Source organism: Nonomuraea sp. B10E15, assembly GCF_039871615.1.
Classification (GTDB): Bacteria; Actinomycetota; Actinomycetes; order Streptosporangiales; family Streptosporangiaceae; genus Nonomuraea.
In genome coordinates, this window is record NZ_JBDPMB010000001.1 from 1186724 (window position 1) to 1205354 (window position 18631).

At 70.5% G+C, this 18631-nt stretch carries 17 protein-coding genes; 5 read left to right on the forward strand and 12 right to left on the reverse strand.

What is annotated here, in order from left to right; all coding sequences use genetic code 11:
• Positions 1–7 precede the first annotated feature (7 nt).
• Together ABGB14_RS05395 and ABGB14_RS05400 are read right to left on the reverse strand one after the other, a co-directional pair.
• Positions 8–880 (reverse strand): carbohydrate ABC transporter permease, encoded by an 873-nt coding sequence (locus tag ABGB14_RS05395; protein ID WP_347642410.1) that lies wholly within the window; start codon positions 878–880, stop codon positions 8–10.
• Positions 880–1860 carry a sugar ABC transporter permease gene (locus ABGB14_RS05400; RefSeq protein WP_347642411.1) on the reverse strand — a complete coding sequence of 327 codons (981 nt, stop codon included), beginning with the start codon at positions 1858–1860 and terminating at the stop codon, positions 880–882. Before ABGB14_RS05400 ends, ABGB14_RS05395 begins: the two co-directional genes overlap by 1 nt.
• A 138-nt stretch (positions 1861–1998) precedes the next feature.
• Between ABGB14_RS05400 and ABGB14_RS05405 the strand changes: the two genes are divergently transcribed.
• On the forward strand, positions 1999–2778 hold the full coding sequence (locus ABGB14_RS05405; RefSeq protein ID WP_347642412.1) for a DeoR/GlpR family DNA-binding transcription regulator: 780 nt from the start codon (positions 1999–2001) through the stop codon (positions 2776–2778).
• A 57-nt stretch (positions 2779–2835) separates the two neighbouring features.
• Here the strand turns inward: ABGB14_RS05405 and ABGB14_RS05410 are convergent, their stop codons facing one another.
• Positions 2836–3477: a helix-turn-helix domain-containing protein gene (locus ABGB14_RS05410; RefSeq protein ID WP_347642413.1), complete on the reverse strand. Its 642-nt coding sequence runs from the start codon at positions 3475–3477 to the stop codon at positions 2836–2838.
• Between the two features lie 119 nt (positions 3478–3596).
• On the opposite strand from ABGB14_RS05410, the gene ABGB14_RS05415 reads away from it, so the two are divergent.
• Positions 3597–4805: a cytochrome P450 gene (locus tag ABGB14_RS05415; RefSeq protein WP_347642414.1), complete on the forward strand. Its 1209-nt coding sequence runs from the start codon at positions 3597–3599 to the stop codon at positions 4803–4805.
• Between the two features lie 88 nt (positions 4806–4893).
• Here the strand turns inward: ABGB14_RS05415 and ABGB14_RS05420 are convergent, their stop codons facing one another.
• The gene (locus ABGB14_RS05420) at positions 4894–5310 is read right to left on the reverse strand and encodes a MerR family transcriptional regulator (protein WP_347642415.1); all 417 of its coding nucleotides are present in this window, start codon (positions 5308–5310) and stop codon (positions 4894–4896) included.
• 575 nt (positions 5311–5885) lie between these two features.
• Between ABGB14_RS05420 and ABGB14_RS05425 the strand changes: the two genes are divergently transcribed.
• A complete protein-coding gene (locus tag ABGB14_RS05425) occupies positions 5886–7352 on the forward strand; it encodes a SulP family inorganic anion transporter (protein ID WP_347643125.1) in 1467 nt (488 codons plus the stop codon).
• 53 nt (positions 7353–7405) lie between these two features.
• Here ABGB14_RS05425 and ABGB14_RS05430 read toward each other — a convergent pair whose 3' ends face one another.
• The 6 genes from ABGB14_RS05430 to ABGB14_RS05455 form a co-directional block, all read right to left on the reverse strand.
• Positions 7406–8473 carry an ArsO family NAD(P)H-dependent flavin-containing monooxygenase gene (locus ABGB14_RS05430; RefSeq protein WP_347642416.1) on the reverse strand — a complete coding sequence of 356 codons (1068 nt, stop codon included), beginning with the start codon at positions 8471–8473 and terminating at the stop codon, positions 7406–7408.
• Complete coding sequence (locus ABGB14_RS05435; RefSeq protein WP_347642417.1) at positions 8470–8853, reverse strand: metalloregulator ArsR/SmtB family transcription factor; 384 nt, start codon at positions 8851–8853, stop codon at positions 8470–8472. Before ABGB14_RS05435 ends, ABGB14_RS05430 begins: the two co-directional genes overlap by 4 nt.
• A 32-nt stretch (positions 8854–8885) precedes the next feature.
• A complete protein-coding gene (locus ABGB14_RS05440) occupies positions 8886–10115 on the reverse strand; it encodes an MFS transporter (RefSeq protein WP_347642418.1) in 1230 nt (409 codons plus the stop codon).
• Positions 10116–10215: 100 nt separating this feature from the next.
• Positions 10216–11622, reverse strand: coding sequence for an FAD-dependent oxidoreductase (locus ABGB14_RS05445; RefSeq protein ID WP_347642419.1), 1407 nt, complete (start codon positions 11620–11622; stop codon positions 10216–10218).
• A 25-nt stretch (positions 11623–11647) separates the two neighbouring features.
• Positions 11648–11797 carry a hypothetical protein gene (locus ABGB14_RS05450; RefSeq protein WP_347642420.1) on the reverse strand — a complete coding sequence of 50 codons (150 nt, stop codon included), beginning with the start codon at positions 11795–11797 and terminating at the stop codon, positions 11648–11650.
• 93 nt (positions 11798–11890) lie between these two features.
• Positions 11891–12970 carry an NAD(P)/FAD-dependent oxidoreductase gene (locus ABGB14_RS05455; RefSeq protein WP_347642421.1) on the reverse strand — a complete coding sequence of 360 codons (1080 nt, stop codon included), beginning with the start codon at positions 12968–12970 and terminating at the stop codon, positions 11891–11893.
• A gap of 57 nt (positions 12971–13027) precedes the next feature.
• Here ABGB14_RS05455 and ABGB14_RS05460 point away from each other — a divergent pair, with 57 nt between their 5' ends.
• The gene (locus ABGB14_RS05460; RefSeq protein WP_347642422.1) at positions 13028–13417 is read left to right on the forward strand and encodes a metalloregulator ArsR/SmtB family transcription factor; all 390 of its coding nucleotides are present in this window, start codon (positions 13028–13030) and stop codon (positions 13415–13417) included.
• A gap of 592 nt (positions 13418–14009) precedes the next feature.
• Here the strand turns inward: ABGB14_RS05460 and ABGB14_RS05465 are convergent.
• Together ABGB14_RS05465 and ABGB14_RS05470 are read right to left on the reverse strand one after the other, a co-directional pair.
• Positions 14010–15644 carry a ricin-type beta-trefoil lectin domain protein gene (locus ABGB14_RS05465; RefSeq protein ID WP_347642423.1) on the reverse strand — a complete coding sequence of 545 codons (1635 nt, stop codon included), beginning with the start codon at positions 15642–15644 and terminating at the stop codon, positions 14010–14012.
• A 34-nt stretch (positions 15645–15678) separates the two neighbouring features.
• Positions 15679–15831, reverse strand: coding sequence for a cellulose binding domain-containing protein (locus ABGB14_RS05470; protein WP_347642424.1), 153 nt, complete (start codon positions 15829–15831; stop codon positions 15679–15681).
• Between the two features lie 919 nt (positions 15832–16750).
• On the opposite strand from ABGB14_RS05470, the gene ABGB14_RS05475 reads away from it, so the two are divergent.
• Positions 16751–18502 (forward strand): RICIN domain-containing protein, encoded by a 1752-nt coding sequence (locus ABGB14_RS05475; protein WP_347642425.1) that lies wholly within the window; start codon positions 16751–16753, stop codon positions 18500–18502.
• Positions 18503–18631: the final 129 nt, after the last annotated feature.

Consider the following 18631-nt stretch of genomic DNA (forward strand, 5'->3'; position numbering starts at 1 on the left):
ATGGTGATCACCGGCGAACCGCGCTGCCGGCCAGACCGGCGACGATGTAGCGCTGTGCCAGCAGGAAGACGATCACCACCGGCAGGACGACGAACAGGGTCCCGGCCATCAGCGCCCCCCAGTCGTTGATGCCGTCGTTCTCCTTGAGGTAGAGCAGCCCGATCGGCAACGTCCGCATGTTGACCGAGTTGGTCACGATCAGCGGCCAGACGAAGCCGTTCCACTCGTCGATCAGGGCGATCAGCCCGACCGTGATGATCGCCGGCCGGGACATCGGCACGATGATCGAGAAGATCGTGCGCAGGTGGCCGGCGCCGTCCAGCTGCGCCGCCTCCAGCACCTCGTACGGGAGCGACCGGAAGAACTGGTGCAGCAGGAAGGTGCCGAACGCCGACGCCACACCCGGCAGGATCAGGCCGGCATAGGTGTTCAGCAGGTTCATCTGGCCGACGGTGATGTAGTTCACCAGCAGGGTCACGTGCCCCGGAACCATCAGCGCGCCGAGCATGAAGACGAACAGGTAGCGCTTTCCCGGGAACGGCAGGAAGGCGAAGGCGTAGGCGGTGGAGATGGCCAGCACCACCTTGAGCGCCGTCCCGATCGCCGCGACCACGACCGAGTTGACCAGGAACTGGTCGAACGGGGCCAGCGTCCAGGCGTTGACGAAGTTCTCGAGGGTCAGCGATCGCGGGATCAGCCGCAGCGGCCAGCTGTTGATGTCGGCGTTGGTCTTGAACGCCGTGCTGACGAAGAGGTAGAGCGGGATCAGGAAGACCAGGGCCGTGATCACCAGGGAGAGCACGCCCCACCAGCGTGTACGGCGAGAGCCGGACTTTCGCGGGGCGGGCCCGGTCGCCGCAGCGGCCGGCATGACCGTCATCAGTAGTGAACCCTCCGCTCGACGAATCGGAACTGCAACACGGTGATCGCCATCAGCACCACGAACATGATCATGGAAGCCGCGCTGGAGACACCGACGTTGCTGCGGTTGAACGCCTCGTCGTAGATGAACCAGCTCAACGTGGTGGTGGAACGGGCGGGTCCGCCGCCGGTCATCATGGCGATCACGTCGAAGGCCTGGAAGGCCGAGATCGTCTGGGTGATCACCAGGAAGAAGGTGGTGGGGGAGAGCAGCGGGAAGATCATGCGCCGGAACTGCGTCCACCGGCCGGCGCCGTCGATCCGGGCCGCTTCCAGCACCTCCGCCGGGATCTGCTGGATGCCCACCAGGTAGACGATCGCGACGAAGCCGAGCCCCTTCCAGATGGACACGATGATCAACGCCCACAGCGCCCAGTCGTCGTCGGTCGTCCAGGCGGGCGAGCTCGTCCCGAACGCCTCGAACACCAGCCGGCTGAGGCCGTGATTCGGATCGAAGATGAACAGCCAGATGGTCGCGATCGCCGCCCCGGACAGCACGTGCGGGGCGAACGCGAGCGTCTGCACCGCGGTGCTGCCCCGGAGGCGCTGCGCGAACAGCATCGCCAGCGCCAGGCCGAGCACCAGGGTCACGACCACGAGGACGACCACCCACACCAGCGTGCGCAACAGGACCTCGGGGAAGGACCAGCTGCTGAACAGGGCCTGGTAGTTGAGCAGGCCGGCCCACTCGGCCCGCGGCGAGATGAAGTCCCAGGTGGTGAGGCTCAGATAGACGTTCTCGACGATCGGCCAGTAGGAGAACACGGCGATCAACGCCAGGTTGGGCAGTGCGAAGGCGACGAACAGCAGGTACCCGCGCCGGCGGCGGCGGGCCGCGGCGCGCCGCCCCGCGGACGTCGTTCCCCCGGCATCGGCCGGTTGGCGGGGGCTGTCGGAGAGTGCTGATCTCGAATCGAGATCGCTTGCTCCACTGCTCACGGGCTACCACCCATCCGCATCGAGGTCGAACAGGTCGAGACTTTACTGGCGGTCTCGTGCTCAAATCTGTTCATATGGCGGCAAATCTGTGACCATTGCGCGAACGTTTCCACCACATGTGCAAGGGTGTCAGCAAGGATGTCGAGCTCGTTTCACGGCCGTGCCTTCGATCGTCAGCAGCGGATCCTCAGCTATGTCCGGAGCGAAGGCCGCGCGGTCGTCTCCGACATCGCCGACCTGTTCGCGATCTCGCCCGCGACGCTGCGCCGGGACCTGCGGGCGCTTGAGGCGCAGCGGCTGATCGCCCGGTCCTACGGCGTCTTCTACCCCACCGACATCGGCCGTTACGAGACGCCGGTGGAGCACCGGCGCAAGGCCAAGACCGAGGAACGGCTGGTGATCGCCGAAGCGGCGGTCGCCATGATGGCCGACGTCGGCACGGTGTTCCTCGACGAGGGAGCGCTGCCGGAGGACCTGGTCGGGCCGATGCGCCGGCTGCAGCGGATGACCGTCGTGACCCGATCCGTGACCATCGCCGCCGAACTCTGCAGCCAGACCGACCACGACGTCATCATCGTCGGCGGCCGGCTACGAACGACGACCATGGGCACCGTCGATCGATGGGCGACGGCGATGCTCGCAGAGCTGAATGTCGACCTGGCGTTCATGGGCACCAACGGGCTGTCGATCGACCGTGGGCTGACCACTCCTGACCCGGCCGTGGCGCAGGCCAAGACGGCGGCGATCCAGGCGGCCCGCCAGACCGTGCTGGTGTGCGAGCACACCCGGTTCGGCGTGGCCAGCTTCGCCAAGTTCGCCGACATCGGGCAGCTGGCCTGGGTCATCACCGGCAAGCAGCTGTCCCGAGCCACCGCGCAGCGCTACGGCGCATCCGGCCCCAGGGTGCTGCGCGTCTAGATTCCGAAGTGTGCGATCAACGGCGTGCCGTAGCCGGACAGGCGGGAAGGTCTCCCGCTAGAGCATGCGGGACGTGTACGCGCGGAGCGTGTCGGCCAGGCGTTTGCGGTGCCGGGTGACCTCGTCGGCGGTGACGCCGTTGGCGGTGGCCCAGGCGAAGTCGTCAGTGACCAGGCGCAGGGCGGCGTTCATGGTCGCGGCGGCGAGCCGGACCTCCGGCGTGTCCGGCGCCAGCCCGAGACGGCCGGAGAGGACGTCGGCCAGGGTCGGTTCCGCGCGCTCCTGGAGCACGAGCCATGCGGCGCGCAGGGCGGGCTCGCTGCGGCTCATGCGAACCACCGCGAGCAGGTCGTCGATGTCGGCGCGGGAGTCCTCCGGCACGAAGGTGTAGTTCGCGCGCAGATGGTCGGGCAGATCGCGGTCGGCCGGCCAGGTCCGTAACACCTCGCGGAAGGCGTCAAGCGACTTGGTCAGCAGGGGCTCGACACAGCTTTCCTTGGTGCGGAACAGCCGCCACAGGGTGCGCTCGGAGACGCCGGCCGCCCTGGCGATCTGTGCTCCGGAGGTGCCCGCGACCCCGTGTTCCCGGAAGAGCCGGACCGCCGCCCGGGAGATCTTCAGACCCTGCCGGCGCCGGGCCTCGTCGCTGAGTGGCGGGCGCCCCCCGAGGTTGGCCGTGCCGCCGCGCCCAGAAGTCACTGCTACCGCCCTCGATGCCTGATGAGTGTGCTGGGAGACTACCCCATCGAGGTTATTGGCAGTTAGTGCCATAAACGTGTTAGGGTCCGTAACGGCTTCCGTCGGCTTAGGAGAGAACCATGACCGTGACCTCTGAACGACCGCACCTGCCGTTCCCCCGCCCGAACGTCCTCGATCTTTCCCCGCTGTACGAGGTGCTACGCCGGGAGGCGCCCATCACCCCGGTCACCACCCCGGCCGGCGATCCCGCCTGGCTGGTGACGCGATACAGCGAGGTCCGGCAACTGCTGAGCGACAAGCGCCTGGGCAGGTCACACCCGGAGCCGGACAAGGCCGCGCGCATCAGCACCGCGGCCATACAGGACGGGCCCACAGGCTCCTACGAGACGGAGGAAGCCGACCACACGCGGATGCGGCGGTTGCTGACGCCGGCGTTCTCGGCCAAGCGGATGCGGATGCTCTCCGGACACGTTCAGCACCTGGTTGACGGCTACGTCGACGACCTCGTCCGGGCGCACGACGCGGCACCGGACGGGGTGGTCGACCTGCATGCCGGCGTGGCGCTCCCGCTGCCGGTGGCGGTGATCTGCCGCCTGCTCGGCGTGCCGGAGAACGACGGGGAACGGTTCCGCTCGTTGTCCGAGCGGATGGCAGGGGTGACAGACCAGCAAGATGCGCAGGCGGCACGCAGGGAGTTCTCCGGCTACATGACCGGCCTGGCGGAAGCCAAGCGGGCGCAGCCGGGGGAAGACGTGATCTCCGACCTGGTCGCGGCGCAGAGCGAGGATGCGGGGTTCACCTACGCGGACATGGTCAGGCTGTGTGTCGGGCTGCTGTTCGCCGGCCATGAAACCACGGTCAACCGCATCGGCCTCGGGACGTTGTTCCTGCTGACCCGTCCCGACGCGTGGAAGAGCCTGGTCGCCGATCCTGCCGGGCGCACCGACGCCTGCGTCGAAGAGATCATGCGGCTGGGAGCTCCAGGCGATCTCGGACTGCTCCGCTACGCTCGCACCGACGTGGAGGCCGCCGGGGTCACCATCCGCCGTGGAGACGCGGTGATCTTGTCGATCAACGCCGCGAACCGCGATCCCGAGGTCTACGCCGAGGCCGAGCGGTTCGCCCCCGGCCGTGAGCAGGGACACCTGGGTTTCGGGCACGGCGCGCATTTCTGCATCGGTGCCAGCCTGGCACGCATCGAACTGCGGATCGTGTTCGCGACCCTGGCCCGACGGCTCCCGGAGTTGCGCCTGGCAGCGGAACTCGACGACCTCGAAGTGCGCCCGACGCTGACGGGAGGCGTGACCTCCTTGCCCGTGACCTGGTGACACCTGCCGGGCGCCGCGGTGTCGTCAGCCGGACCGCACGGATCTGCCCGATGACGTCCTGCCGCCGTCCTCGAGGCCACCGGTCAGGTCAGCCCGGCCCCTGGTCAGCCCGGCCGCCGGTCAGCTGGCCGGCGCGGCGCCGCAGGTCGGCGGCGAACTCCTCGGCCTTGCTCAGCTGTGCGCGCAAGGCTTCACAGCGCTCGCGGGTGGCCTGCTCGAAGTGGCCGAGCCGGGCCAGCATCTGCTCGCGCTCGGCCGCCTCCGGGGCCGTCGCGCCGCTGGCGTCGAGCCGGTCGGTGATGGACAGCAGCTCGCCCATCTCCTCCAGGGTGAAGCCGAGCGGTTTCATCCGGCGGATCACCATCAGCCGGGCGACGTCGGCCTCGGTGTAGAGGCGGAAGCCGCCCCGGCTGCGCGCCGAGGGCCGCACGAGCCCCACCTCGTCGTAGTGCCGGATGGTCCGCAGTGACAGCCCGGTTCGCGCCGCCACCTGCCCGATGTGCATGTGATCTCGGCCACCGTCCGGCGAAGCCGGGACTTCGCCTCCGGTGGCGGAAAGCGCCGGTCCGTCCATCTTCTGCACGACCTCACTGCTCAGCTGGTAGGGCGGTACGGGTAGCCACGCCCGCTCCCCGCCGAATCTCTACCCTAACGTTAGGGTAGAGTCGTCCATGGGCGAGCCAAGCCGGATGTCTCGGCGCAGACCGGGCAGCCCTTCACTCTGGCACATCGCCGGCCCGACGACCTGCATCGGCGCCATCCGAGCGCCCCTTCCTCACACGGTAAGGAACATCGACGCGCGCATGTCCTTGATCGCCACCGCCTGCTTCCCGCCGTGACCCGCCTGCGATAGCACCGCCCGCATCCCCCGGCCTGCCGCCCGCCTCTGATTCGGGGCACGCACCGCGAGTTGCCCGAATCGACGGCGGGCGGCCCTCTGCCCGGCCGCTCCCTCACCCGCTGCCACCGTGCCTGGTGGCGTGTCGCCCGCCGGCCCGTGCGGGGCCGATCCATGTTGAAGGACGTCTGTTGCCCAGTTCCCCTGTGCCCGCCCGCCCGTCTGCTTCCCCGGCCGGGCGCCTGCGGCCCGGCCGCCCGGCCTGGCTGACACCCTCGGTGGCCCGTACCGAGATCCTGTCCGGCCTGGTCGTCGCGCTCGCCCTCATCCCCGAGGCGATCTCGTTCTCCATCATCGCCGGGGTGGACCCCAGCGTCGGCCTGTTCGCCTCCTTCACCATGGCGGTCGTCATCGCCGTCGCCGGCGGCCGCCCCGCCATGATCTCGGCCGCCACCGGCGCGATCGCGCTGGTCGTCGCGCCGCTGGCGCGCGAATACGGCCTCGGCCACCTGATCGCCACCGTCATCCTCGGCGGCCTCGTCCAGGTCGCGCTCGGCGCGCTCGGCGTGGCCAGGCTGATGCGGTTCGTGCCGCGCAGCGTCATGGTCGGCTTCGTCAACGCCCTGGCCATCCTGATCTTCATGGCGCAGGTGCCCGAACTGGTCGACGTGCCGTGGACGGTGTATCCGCTGGTGGCCGCCGGGCTGGCGCTGATGGTGTTCTTCCCCCGGCTGACCAGGGCGGTCCCGGCTCCGCTGGTGTCCATCGCCGCGCTGACCGCCATCACCGTCGGTGCCGCGCTGGCCGTGCCGACCGTGGGCGACCGCGGTGCGCTGCCGTCCGCGCTGCCCGTGCCCGGCCTGCCCGACGTGCCCTTCACCCTGGACACCCTGACCCTCCTCGCCCCGTACGCGCTGGCCTTCGCCCTGGTCGGGCTGATGGAGTCGCTGATGACCGCCAAACTGGTCGACGACATCACCGACACCCGCTCCTCCAAGACCCGCGAGTCCATCGGCCAGGGCATCGCCAACATCGTCACCGGCTTCTTCGGCGGCATGGGCGGCTGCGCCATGATCGGCCAGACCATGATCAACGTGAAGAACGGCGCCCGCACCCGGCTGTCCACCTTCACCGCCGGCGTCATGCTCATGGTGCTGTGCATCGTCTTCGGCCCCTGGGTGTCGCAGATCCCGATGGCCGCCCTGGTCGCCGTCATGATCCTGGTCTCGTTCGGCACGTTCGACTGGCACTCCGTCGCCCCCGCCACGCTCAGGCGGCTGCCCGCCGGCGAGATCACCGTCATGGTGATCACGGTCGCCGTCGTGGTCGCCACGCACAACCTGGCCATCGGCGTGGTCGTCGGCTCCCTGACAGGCCTGATCATCTTCGCCCGCCGCGTCGCCCACCTGGCCCAGGTCTCCGCCGTCATCGACCCGGACGGCGGCCAGGTCGTCTACGCCGTCACCGGTGAGCTGTTCTTCGCCTCCAGCAACGACCTGGTCTCCCAGTTCGACTACGCGGAAGACCCCGACGACGTGGTCATCGACCTGACCGACGCCCACATCTGGGATGCCTCCTCCGTGGCCGCCCTGGACGCCGTCGAGTCCAGGTACGCCGCCCGCGGCAAGACCGTGCGGATCATCGGGCTGAACCAGGCCAGCGCCAAGATGCACGCCACCTTGTCCGGCGAACTGTCCGGCAGCCACTGACGCCCACACCGCTCCCGCACCGGCCCGTCCTGCCACGGAGCCGCCGTCGTGCCCTACAACTGGGCGGTGATCTCGCCGGCCAGCCGCCGGGCGGTGCGGCCGGCGCCGATGAGGGTGGCCGAGGCGGGACCGGTCCAGTCGCCGTAGCCGAGCAGGTGCAGGCGCGGTTCGGCCAGGGCTCGGGTGCCGTCGGTGCCGATCAGGCCGCTGGGGCCGCGCAGCCGCAGCGGGGCCAGGTGGGCGAGGGCGGGCCGAAAGCCCGTGCACCACAGGATCGCGTCGAAGGCCGCGGTGCTGCCGTCGGCCCACGCCACCCCGGTGGTGGTGATGCCCGAGAACATCGGCTCGGCCTTGAGCGCACCGCGGTCGCGGGCTTCCCGAACAGGCGCGACGGCGACGATGTCGCCCAGGTCTGCGATGCCGCCGGCGCCTACGGGGTGCTGCCCGGCCAAGGTGGCCCGGTGGCGGCGGGTGGCCAGGTCGAACAGGGCGCGGCCGTCGACCTCGTCGGGCAGCAGCCGGGGCGGGCGCAGCGTCGCCCAGGTGGTCCGGGCGACCTGGGAGAGCTCGGCGAGGATCTGCGCGGCGGAGTTGCCGCCGCCGACGACCAGTACCCTGCGGCCGTGGAAAGGCTCGGGGCCGCGGTAGCCGGCCGTGTGCACCTGCTCTCCGCGGAAGTCGCGCATGCCGGGGTAGTGCGGCACGAAGGGGCGCCACCAGGTGCCCGTGGCGCTGACGACGATGCGGGCGTGCCAGGTGCCGGCAGAGCTCTCGACGGCGAGCCGCGCGCCGGCGCGTCGCACGGTCCGCACCGTGGCGGGGCGGATGATCGGCAGCCGGTAGCGCTGCTCGTAGTCGGTGAGGTAGGCGACGACATGGGCGGCGTCCGGATAGCCTCCGCCGGCCGGGATCGGCATCATGCGGCCGGGCAGAGAGCTGTACTGCGCGGGCGAGAAAAGCCGCAGTGACGGCCAGGCGTGCTGCCAGGCGCCGCCGGGGACCTGCTGGGCGTCCAGGATGACGAAGTCGGCGCCTGCTCGCCGCAGGTGGTAGCCGGCAGCCAGCCCCGCCTGCCCGGCCCCTATGATCACGACATCGGCCGGCCGCGGTGCCGCAGTCATACGGTGAGGGGTTCCACGTCCACCGAACCGCAGGCCGAAGCCGTCGCGGCGAGCGGGGCGAACAGCGCTCCAAGCTTGTTCACCACCTCAGGGATGATGCGGTAGTAGACCCAGGTGCCGCGGCGTTCGCCGTCGATCAGCCCGGCGGTGCGCAGGACCTTGAGGTGGTGGGAGATCGTGGGGGCGGTCAGGTCGAAGGCGTCGGTCAGGTCGCAGACGCATGCCTCGCCGCCGGCGTGCGAGCCGATCATCGACAGCAGGCGCAGCCGCACCGGATCGGCGACCGCCTTGAGCAGCGCGGCCAGCTCGGCGGCGTCGTTCTCGGAGAGCGGCTCGCGGGCGATGGGCGCGCAGCACTGGATGGTTACGGGGGCGGCCATGACGCTACTCCTTAATTCGATGCCGGTCTAAATCATAGGCGGTGGTAGGCGAGCAGCGCGAACGCCGCCATCGCGCACGCCGCGGACACCGCGCCCATCACCCACCCGTACCCGGCGGCCTGGGCGAGCGCGACCGCGCCGAGGGGAGCCAGGGCCTTGTCCGAGACGGAGAAGACGGCGATCCGGCCGGCCAGGGAGGCGTAGGCGGCGGTGCCGTAGCGTTCGACCAGCAGGTGCGGCAGGGTGACGGAGGCGATGCCGAAGCCGAGCCCGAACAGCAGCACCGCACCGATCGCGCCCGTCACGGTGTGCCCGATCAGCGGCAGGAGCACCGCGGCGACCCCCTGCAGGGCGAAGATCACGGCGGCGATGAGGGCGGCGGGCAGGCGGGTCCGCAGGCCGGTGATGATCACCCGGCCGGTCACCGACAGCACGCCCAGCAGCCCGGCCAGGGTGGCGGCCAGGACGGGCGAGTGCCCGAGGTGGATGAGATAGGTGATGAGCAGCACGGCCATGACGGCGACTGCGCCGCCGCTGGCGGTGAAGGCGATCACCAGCAGCCAGAACGGCCTGCCACGGGTGGCCTCTCCGACGATCCCCGCCCGCTCCTCGGCCGCGGCGGACGCCTCCGCCCTGCCGGTCACGGTGCGACGGCGCACGACGAACGCGTGCAGCGGGATCGCCGCCACGCCGTAGATCAGGGCGAGGAGGACCAGCGCGGTACGCCAGCCATGGCGGTCGACGAGCAGGCCGGTGAGCGGCAGGAAGATCGAGGAGGCGAACCCGGCGACGACGGTCAGCGCCAGCAGCCCGTTCGCCCGGCCGCGCTCGTCGCCGGCGAAGATCGAGACGATGACGGCGAAGGCGGCCTCGTACAACACCATGGAGCAGGCGACGCCGATGGCGGCGAACACCGCGTACAGCTGCGGCAGGCTCTCGACCCTGGACCAGGCCAGCACCGCTCCGGTGCCCAGCAACGACCCGGCGGTCATCAGGGCGCGCCCGCCCCGGGCGTCCAGCCACCGGCCCACCAGCGGCGCGCACAGGGCCGCGATCAGGACGGACAGGGTGAGGGCGGCGGCGACCTGGGCGCTGGTGGCGCGCAGGTCGCGGGCCATCGGGGCGAGGAAGACGGAGAAGGCGTAGTAGAGCACGCCGTAGCCGATGGTCTGGGTGACGGCCAGCGCGGCCACCACCGACCTGCCGCGCGACGGAGCGCCGCCCCCGACGGCGGGGACGGCGCTGCCGGCTGTGGCGCTCACGCGCGCTCGCTGGAGCAGGACATGGACCCCCGCCCGCCGGCGGTCGCCGCCCACACGCCGTTGCCGGTGGGGTGTCCGTCGGACATGCTCAGCGTTCCCTTCAGCCGCAGCAGCCGCCGCCGGACTCCGCCGGGGCGGTGGCGCCCACCGTGGCGAGCGGGAGCGGGGCGGACAGCAGCCCGCCGCTGATGCCGGTGGCCAGGCCGACGCGCTGCTCCTGGGCTTCGGCGAGGTTGGAGGAGCACACGCCGGTCTCCGGCAGGTCGAGCTGGACGTCGCGGGCGGCCTCCCAGTCGCCGGCCAGGGCGGCGACCACGGAGCGGACCTGCTCGTACCCGGTGGCCATGAGGAACGTGGGGGCGCGGCCGTAGCTCTTGACGCCGACCGCGTAGTAGCCGGGCTCCGGGTGCGCGAGCGCGTCCGCGCCGTGCGGCGGGACGGTGCCGCAGGAGTGCTGGTTGGGGTCGATCAGCGGTGCCAACTGCCGGGTGGAGCCGAGGACCGGGTCGAGGTCGAGACGCAGTTCGGAGGCGATGGAGTGGTCGGGGCGGTAGCCGGTCGCGCTGATGATGCGGTCCGCCGTCACGCTCTGCTCGTGCCCGGACGGGTCGCGGCTGACCACCTCGACGCCTTCCGCCGTGGCGTTCACGCGATGGGTGAAGAAACCGGTCAGCAGGGTGATGCGGCCGGATTCGACGTGAGCACGAAGCCGCGTGCCCAGTGCCCCGCGGGCCGGGAGCGCGTCGGCGTCGCCGCCGCCATACGTGCGGCTCGCGCTGCCGCCGCGGATCGCCCAGGTGATCCGCGTGTCCGGCAGCTCGGCCAGGGCCAGCAGGGTGGTGGCGGCCGAGTGCCCAGCCCCGACCACCAGCGTGTGCCTGCCCTCGTAGCGGTCACGGTCCGCGCCGAGCACGTCGGGCAGGGCGTGGTCGACGAACACCGCACCCTCGCCATGCGCGGGCAGGCCGCTCGCCCCGAGCACGTTCGGACGGGTGTAGGTGCCGGACGCGTCGACGATCGCCCGCGCCCGCAGCTCTTCGCCGCTCTCCATGCGGATCAGGAACGGCACCTCCTCGCGACCTGCCGTGCGCACGCGGTCGTAACCGAGGCGGCTGATCGCGGTGACCTTCACGCCGAGGCGCACCCTGTCGCCGAACAGCTCGGCCAAGGGGGCGAGGTAGTCATCGATGAGCTCGGCGCCGGTGGGGAGCCACTCGCCGTCCGGAGCGGTCCAGCCGCCGTCCTCCAGCAGGCGGCGGGCGGCGGCGTCGATGTTGTACTTCCACGGGCTGAACACGCGCACGTGTCCCCACTGCGCGACCGAGGCGGCGACCTGGTCGCCCGCCTCCAGGATCAGGAAGTCGATGCCGCGCTCGGCCAGATGGGCGGCGGCGGCCAGGCCGACCGGACCGGCGCCGATCACGACGACCGGCAGCGCGCCGGTCTGCTGCGGGGTGGTGAACTGCTCGATCTCGATGGCGGTGGTGCCACAGCAACTGTTGCTCATGACTGCTCTCCATGCAGGCGGCGGGTTAACGGTACGACAGGCTGTAGGTAAGGGCGCGCTCGCCGGCGGCACCGGCGCGGCGGGTGGTGTCGCACGCCTGAGCGGCCCTGGCGTCGAAGATGACGTCCGAGGTGGGCGAGGCGCTCCGGCGCGGGAGGGTGAACAGAGCGCGCATCGCCACCTCCTGAATAGAAGTTCATCTAACCAGTGGCCATCATGCTCCGTTGATTAGAGGATTGTCAAATTAGCCGAGCGTCGAAGCAGATGGTCAGAGGCCGGCCTGCGCGGGGGCGTCCCGCACGTGAGCGGCCAGCGGGCCGACGACGTAGGCGGCGTCCCGGCTGACGCCGCGCAGCGTGTTGGAGGCGAACGAGCGCTGGAACTCCAGCCCCAGATAGACCAGCCCGGGCAGCACTGTGGAGACGCCGCCCTGGTGCACGGGCAGGCCTTCGGGGGTGAGGGCGCCGAGCGGGCGCAGGTAGTCCAGGCTCGGCAGATAGCCGGTGGCCAGCAGGACGACGTCCACCGGTTCGCGCTCGCCGCCCTGCCAGACGACGGCGTCGCCGTCGAAGCCCGTGAACATCTCCCGCCGCTCCAGCCGGCCGGACTCGAGCGCGGCGCGGTAGTCGCCGGTGTCCATCACCAGCGTCTGCCGCACGCTGTGGATCAGCCATTCGGGCGGCAGGTCGTCGAATCCGCTGCTGGTCAGCCAGTGGTGCACGTCGTGGCCGTCGCGCCGCTGGGGCAGGAAGGCCAGCGGCCGGCGCGAGGCGATGCTCACCCGCGCGACCTCGCCCAGCTCGTAGGCCACCTGGACGGCGGAGTTGCCGCCGCCCACCACCACGACGCGCAGCCCGGCCAGGTCTCTCGGGTCGCGGTAGTCGGCCACGTGCAGCACCTGGCCGGTGAAGCCGTCCTGGCCCGGCCAGGCGGGACGAACGGGCCGGGAGAAGGAGCCGCTGGCGGCCACCACGCCGCCGGCCCTCACCTCCTGGCCGTCGGCGGTGCGCACGACGAACGCCCGGCCGTCTCGCTCCACCGCCTGCACCCGCGTGCCGGTGCGGATCTCCACGTCCAGGCCGGCGGCATATCTCTGCAGGTGGTCGGCGACCTCGTCGCGGCGGGGGTAGCGGTCGGGATCGCCGGGGAAGTCCAGGCCGGGCATGGCGCTGAAGCGGGCGGGCGAGAACAGGGTGAGGCTGTTGTAGTAGCCGGGCCAGGAGCCGGCCGGCCGGTCGCCGGCCTCCAGGACGAGCGGGGTGAGGCCGGCGTCGCGGACGGCGTGGGCGGCGGCCAGGCCGGACTGGCCGCCGCCCACGATGGCGACCGGGTCAGGGGATCTGTGCATGACCGGGACTATATATCTCTGTTTTCAGATATGTCAAAGCATGGATATGGTGGTGGAATGACTCGGCAGGAGGTGGTGATGGCCCAGCAGACGGCGCCCGGCGCCGAAGCCGCGCCGGACAGCGCTCAGTGCTGCCCGGCCGCCCCGCAGCCGGAGGCGACCGCCGAGATCAGCCCGGCCGTGCACGCCTTCCTCAAGGCCCTGGCCAACCCGGCCCGCCAGCGCATCATGCTGCTGTTCGCCCGCGGCGCCGAACTGTCGGTCAACCAAGTCGCCGAGCTGGCTCACATCGGCCAGCCCCGCGCCTCCGAGCAACTCGCCGAGCTCAAACGCGGCGGCATCCTGACCTCCCGCAAGCACGGCAAGGTCGTGCTCTATCGCGCGGACAAACAGCGCGTCGTCCAAGCGCTCGCCGACCTGCAGGAATACCTGCGCTACTGCTGCTGACCAGGCCCGGCCGGGGGACGGTCGCCAGAACTCGTCGGCCTGCCCCTCGCTCCACGCCGCCCCGACGGTGTGGCCGCCACGGCCGCGAAGGCCCGGCACCCTGCCGTTCGGCCAGGTCTCCGGCAGGGCCGGCAGCAGGTGCACTTCACCGGTGTGGCTGTGCAGCAGCATCTCGGCGATGCCGGACGTCGCGCCGAAGTTGCCGTCGATCTGGAACGGGGGGTGCGGGTCGAACCTGTCGGGCGCGAGCCGGGCCGGCGTGACGAGGGCGCGGACCATGTCGTGAGCTCGCCCGCCCTCCTCCAGCCTGGCCCAGTAGTTGATCTTCCAGGCAGGCGGTCGTGCCGGGAGGAGCCTACGAACCCGCGGCCCGGCTGCTGGTGTGGCGGCCCGCTCCCACCGGATCGTTCGCGGTCGCGGTGGTCACGGCGGGAACGTCCGACGGGCCGGGTGCGTCCGGACATCGGTGTGCCGGTGTGCCTTCGCGGCCGGTCAGGACCGGCTCCATGGCCTGCCACGGATGGGATCCGCCGTCCGAGGGAGGCGACAGCGTGACGGTGAACGCACTGTCGGTGTCGCCGAGCGGCAGTCCCTACGTGCGGGTCCATCGCTGGTTGGACGCGCCGGTGCAGGTCCAGATCTGCAGCCTGGTGCCGTTGGCCGTGGCGTTGCCCGCCACGTCCAGGCATTTGCCCGCCCCGACGGCGGTGATGCTTCCGTCGGTGTTGAAGCGCCATTGCTGGTTGCTCTGGCCGTTGCAGTCCCAGATGATGACGCTGGTGCCGTCGGCGGTGGCGGCGTTGTTGACGTCCAGGCACTTGTTGCCGTAGACGCGCAGCTCGCCGGCGGTGGTGGAGGTCCACTGCTGGTTGCTCTGCTGGTGGCAGTCCCAGATCACCACCTGGGTGCCGTTGGCCTGGGAGGCGCCGTTGACGTCGAGGCACCTGCCGGAGCCGACCCCCTGGACGCGGGTGGCGGGCGGGGTGGCGGTGCCGCCGCTGACCCGGTACACGATGGTGCCGTGCGCGGGGACGCTCGCCGAGATGCTCCCTGTTGTCGTGGTGACGGCGTTCGTCCAGGCGTCGCGGAGTGTGAACGGGCCGCCGGTCAGGCCGATGGCGGAGGCGGTGGTGCTGATCGTGGTGGTGCTGCCGCCCTGGTTGAACAGGGCGACCGCGACGTCGCCGTCGCTCAGCCGCTTGGCCAGGATGCGGCGGGTTCCGTCGTTGGTGACCTGGGTGGCCTGGAGGCCGAGCGGGTCCTGGTTGATGGCGATCAGATTCTGGTTCTTCATGATCGTCGCGGTCGCGTCGTCCATGTTCCGGACGTCGTTCCCGGCGATCAGCGGGGCGGCCATGACGGCCCAGAGGGCGAAGTGGCTGCGCATCTCGGTGTCGTTCATGCCGCCCCGGCCGACGACCATCATGTCGGGGTCGTTGAACTGCCCGGGCCGGGCGTTGCCCGCGAGGGGGACGTTGACGTTGACGATGTTCTGGATGCCCATCGGGTAGCCGTTGGTCTGACCGGTGTTCCAGGCGTTGGTGATGTCCTCGGTCGTGCGCCAGATGTTGGCGACGTCGCCCCAGTTCCGCTGTGGGCCGGTCTTGTCGTGGATGCTGTTGGAATTGATGCTGTAGAGGATCGGCCGGCCGGTGGCGGCCAGCGCGTCGCGCATCTTGGCGAAGGTGCGCACCTGGTCGTCGATGGTGCCGGTGGGGGAGCACCAGTCGTACTTGAGGTAGTCGACGCCCCAGGCGGCGAACTGCCGGGCGTCCTGGACCTCGTGCCCGAGGCTGCCGGTCGCGCCCGGGTAGGCGCCGAAGTACTGGGCGCAGGTCTTGTCCAGCGGCGCCTGGTAGAGGCCGAACTTCAGGCCTCTGGCGTGCAGGTGGTCGCCGAGCGCTTTCATGCCGCTGGGGAACCGCGACAGGTTGGCCTGGAGGTTCCCGGCCGAATCGCGGTTGGGGTCGAACCAGCAGTCGTCGACCACGACGTACTCGTATCCCAGGTCGCGCATGCCGGAGCTGACGAGCGCGTCGGCCGTCTGTTTGATCAGCGTTTCGTTGATGTTGCAGCCGAAGGTGTTCCAGGTGTTCCAGCCCATCGGCGGGGTGCGGCCCACGCCGTTGTCCAGCGCCTGTGCCGGAAGAGCCGAGCCGGCCGCCGCGGCGCCCGTCGTCAGGGCCAGCAGCACGGTGACGCTGAAGGCGAGTCGTTTCCTGCTCATCGATGTCTCTCCTCAACGGGTCGGAAATGCCGGCTCAGGGGACGGGGCTGTGGATCCGTCCCCTGAGCCCGCCGGTCAGGCGCAGGTGAGTGCGGGGAGTCGCCGCGCTGCCGGTGGCGGTGAAGCCGAAGGTGGTGCTCGTGCCGGCCGCGAGCGAGCCGTTCCACGACTCGTTGCGGACCGTCATGGAACCCGCCCTGCCAGGTGCTGGTGACGCGGATGGTCGCCGTGCAGGTTCCGGGAGGTCAGGGTGCCCTCGGCGGGCTCGGGCGGGCTCTGCGCTCAGGGGCACGGAATCCCTTTCAACGGATCAGGGGGCGCAAGGGGAAATGTTAACGCTAACATCTTGTCCTGCAGGGACGCATGGGCATCTTCCGGTGACGTGTTGCCGCGGAGTACATCCGACCGGCCGGCTGGTCGTCAACGAGGGTGAACCCCTGCCGATCCCAGACGCTGCCGCCGGAATGCCTCTCGCCAGGAGTTTCGTCTCCACGGAGAACGCGTCGCACCGACCGTGCAGGTGAAAGTTTCACCCGTCGGCGCCCTATAGCTTGTGGCGGATCTGGAGTTAAGTTGCTGCCGCCCACGCCGGGGCACCGGCCCTGCCCGGCGGTCCGGCAGGCGTGTCACCGCGGTCGCCGAGCAAAAGGTCAGCGGCTCTTCCGCCGGGCCGATACCGCAGCGTGGTGCCGTCGCCGGCGCGGCGGCTTCGGCGAATCCGTCGGTGCGCGTCCTATCGCGACGTCAGGAGTGGCGCGGCGGCGTTCAACAGCGCGCGGGACAGAAAGGGTGGATGATCTTCATTAAGTTTCTGTCGGGCGAACGGTTGACGAGCCGCGTCAGGGGCCTTTACCTTCCCTGCAGAAAGCGTTGGCGCGAACAACGGTGCCAGGGAGACAGTCGCTCGTCCGCGACGCCCGGTGCCGGACCTGTTGTTCGCGTTCTGCGGGCCCGGCCGAGACATCGTTCGACAGCATCCCCCGTCTGGGAACCGGCGCGGGCCATTCCGGATGGGAGCGCTCCCGAGACCGGTGTCGCCCGCGATCACCCGAACCGACGGGCGCCAAGGGGGCGCGGATCAGCGCCGACAAGCCAGAGGAGGAGACATGACGCATGTCCGGAAAGAGCCCGCGAGCAGGGAGCGGATGTGGCCGAGCCGGAGAAGCGTGCTGGCCACGATGGGGGCCCTGCCGGTCCTCACGGCCTTGACCTCGGCCGCGACCGCCGCGCCGGCCGCGGCGGCCACGGCGGTCATCGATCCGACGGCGCGGCGGCAGACGATCCGGGGCTTCGGCGGCATGGCTCACGCGGCGTGGATCGGCGACCTGACGGCCGCCCAGCGCGAGACGGCGTTCGGCACAGGCGACGGCCGGCTGGGGTTCAGCGTGCTCAGGATCCCCGTCCCCGAGAACCAGGCGGACTGGAGCCGTGACCTGGCGACGGCCAGGCGCGCGGTCGAGCTAGGGGCGACGGTCATCGCGTCGCCCTGGAATCCCCCCGCCTCCATGGTCGAGACCTTCGTCCGCGGCAGCCAGACCGACGCCAGACGCCTCAGGCACGACATGTACGGCGCCTATGCCCAGCACCTGAACGACTTCGCCGCCCACATGCGGAACAACGGCGTGAACCTGTACGGCATATCCGTGCAGAACGAGCCCGACTACGCGCACGACTGGACGTGGTGGACCCCCACCGAAATGGTGCGGTTCTTACGCGAGAACGCCGGCTCGATCAGCACCAGGGTCATCGCGCCCGAGTCCTTCCAGTACCTGAAGAACATCTCCGATCCGATCCTCAACGACTCCGCGGCGCTCGCCAACGTGGACATCATCGGGGCCCACCTCTACGGCACGCCGTACGCGAACTTCCCCTACCCCCTCTTCCAGCAGAGGGGCGCGGGCAAGGAGCTCTGGATGACCGAGGTCTACCACCCCAACAGCTCCGATTCGGCGGACCTGTGGCCGCAGGCGCTCGACGTGGGGGAGCACATCCACCACGCCATGGTGGACGCCGAGTTCCAGGCGTACATCTGGTGGTACATCCGGCGTAGCTACGGGCCCCTGCGGGAGGACGGCCAGATCAGCAAGCGCGGCGCCTGCATGGCGCACTTCGCCAGGTTCGTCCGGCCGGGGTACGCGCGGATCGAGGCGACGGCGAACCCGGCGTCGAACGTCTACGTCTCGGCGTACGCGGGCGGTGACTCCACGGTCGTCATCGTCGCCGTCAACAAGGGCACCTCCGCGACGAGCCAGCAGTTCAGCCTGGCGAACAGCACCGCGTCCAGCGTCTCGTCCTGGCTGACCGACGGGAGCAGGAACCTCGCCTCCCAGGGCGCGACCGGCGTGTCGAACGGCTCCTTCACCGCCACGCTGCCCGCCCGCAGCGTGACGACCTTCGTGACCGGCGTGACCCAGACCCCCGGCGGCATCGACACCAGCGCCTGGTACGCGCTGGTCAACCGCAACAGCGGCAAGGCCCTGGATGTGTACAACCTGTCCACCGCCGACGGCGGGCGCATCACCCAGTGGTCGCGCAACAACGGCAACCAGCAGCAGTGGCAGTTCGTCGACTCCGGCGGCGGCTACTACCGCGTCAAGTCCCGCCACTCCGGCAAGGTCCTGGACGTCTACGACTTCTCCACCGCCAACGGCGGCGCCATCGTCCAGTGGGCCGACCACAACGGCGCCAACCAGCAGTGGCGGACCGCGGACAGCGGCGGCTACCTCCGCCTCATCAGCAGGCACAGCGGCAAGGCCCTGGAGGTCCAGAACGCCTCCACCGCCGACGGCGCCAGCATCGTCCAGTACGACGACTGGAACGGCGCCAACCAGCAATGGCAACTCGTGCGGGTCGGCTGACGCCCTCCCGCCACCCGTGACGGCACACGGACCACCCGACCTCCAGGAGTGTCCGGCGGGCTGGTGCCGAAGGACTGAGCCGAGCGCAACCCCTCATGGAACGAGAAGCGAGATGTCTGATCTATCGCG

What these genes read in the sequence shown, in the direction of transcription:
- ABGB14_RS05450 (WP_347642420.1), bottom strand. Translation starts at nt 11,797, where the DNA reads ATGCGCGCTCTGTTCACCCTCCCGCGCCGGAGCGCCTCGCCCACCTCG.
- ABGB14_RS05415 (WP_347642414.1), top strand. Translation starts at nt 3,597, where the DNA reads ATGACCGTGACCTCTGAACGACCGCACCTGCCGTTCCCCCGCCCGAAC.
- ABGB14_RS05475 (WP_347642425.1), top strand. Translation starts at nt 16,751, where the DNA reads ATGACGCATGTCCGGAAAGAGCCCGCGAGCAGGGAGCGGATGTGGCCG.
- ABGB14_RS05435 (WP_347642417.1), bottom strand. Translation starts at nt 8,853, where the DNA reads ATGGCCGCCCCCGTAACCATCCAGTGCTGCGCGCCCATCGCCCGCGAG.
- ABGB14_RS05445 (WP_347642419.1), bottom strand. Translation starts at nt 11,622, where the DNA reads ATGAGCAACAGTTGCTGTGGCACCACCGCCATCGAGATCGAGCAGTTC.
- ABGB14_RS05395 (WP_347642410.1), bottom strand. Translation starts at nt 880, where the DNA reads ATGACGGTCATGCCGGCCGCTGCGGCGACCGGGCCCGCCCCGCGAAAG.
- ABGB14_RS05420 (WP_347642415.1), bottom strand. Translation starts at nt 5,310, where the DNA reads ATGCACATCGGGCAGGTGGCGGCGCGAACCGGGCTGTCACTGCGGACC.
- ABGB14_RS05465 (WP_347642423.1), bottom strand. Translation starts at nt 15,644, where the DNA reads ATGAGCAGGAAACGACTCGCCTTCAGCGTCACCGTGCTGCTGGCCCTG.
- ABGB14_RS05460 (WP_347642422.1), top strand. Translation starts at nt 13,028, where the DNA reads ATGACTCGGCAGGAGGTGGTGATGGCCCAGCAGACGGCGCCCGGCGCC.
- ABGB14_RS05405 (WP_347642412.1), top strand. Translation starts at nt 1,999, where the DNA reads ATGTCGAGCTCGTTTCACGGCCGTGCCTTCGATCGTCAGCAGCGGATC.
- ABGB14_RS05430 (WP_347642416.1), bottom strand. Translation starts at nt 8,473, where the DNA reads ATGACTGCGGCACCGCGGCCGGCCGATGTCGTGATCATAGGGGCCGGG.
- ABGB14_RS05470 (WP_347642424.1), bottom strand. Translation starts at nt 15,831, where the DNA reads ATGACGGTCCGCAACGAGTCGTGGAACGGCTCGCTCGCGGCCGGCACG.
- ABGB14_RS05455 (WP_347642421.1), bottom strand. Translation starts at nt 12,970, where the DNA reads ATGCACAGATCCCCTGACCCGGTCGCCATCGTGGGCGGCGGCCAGTCC.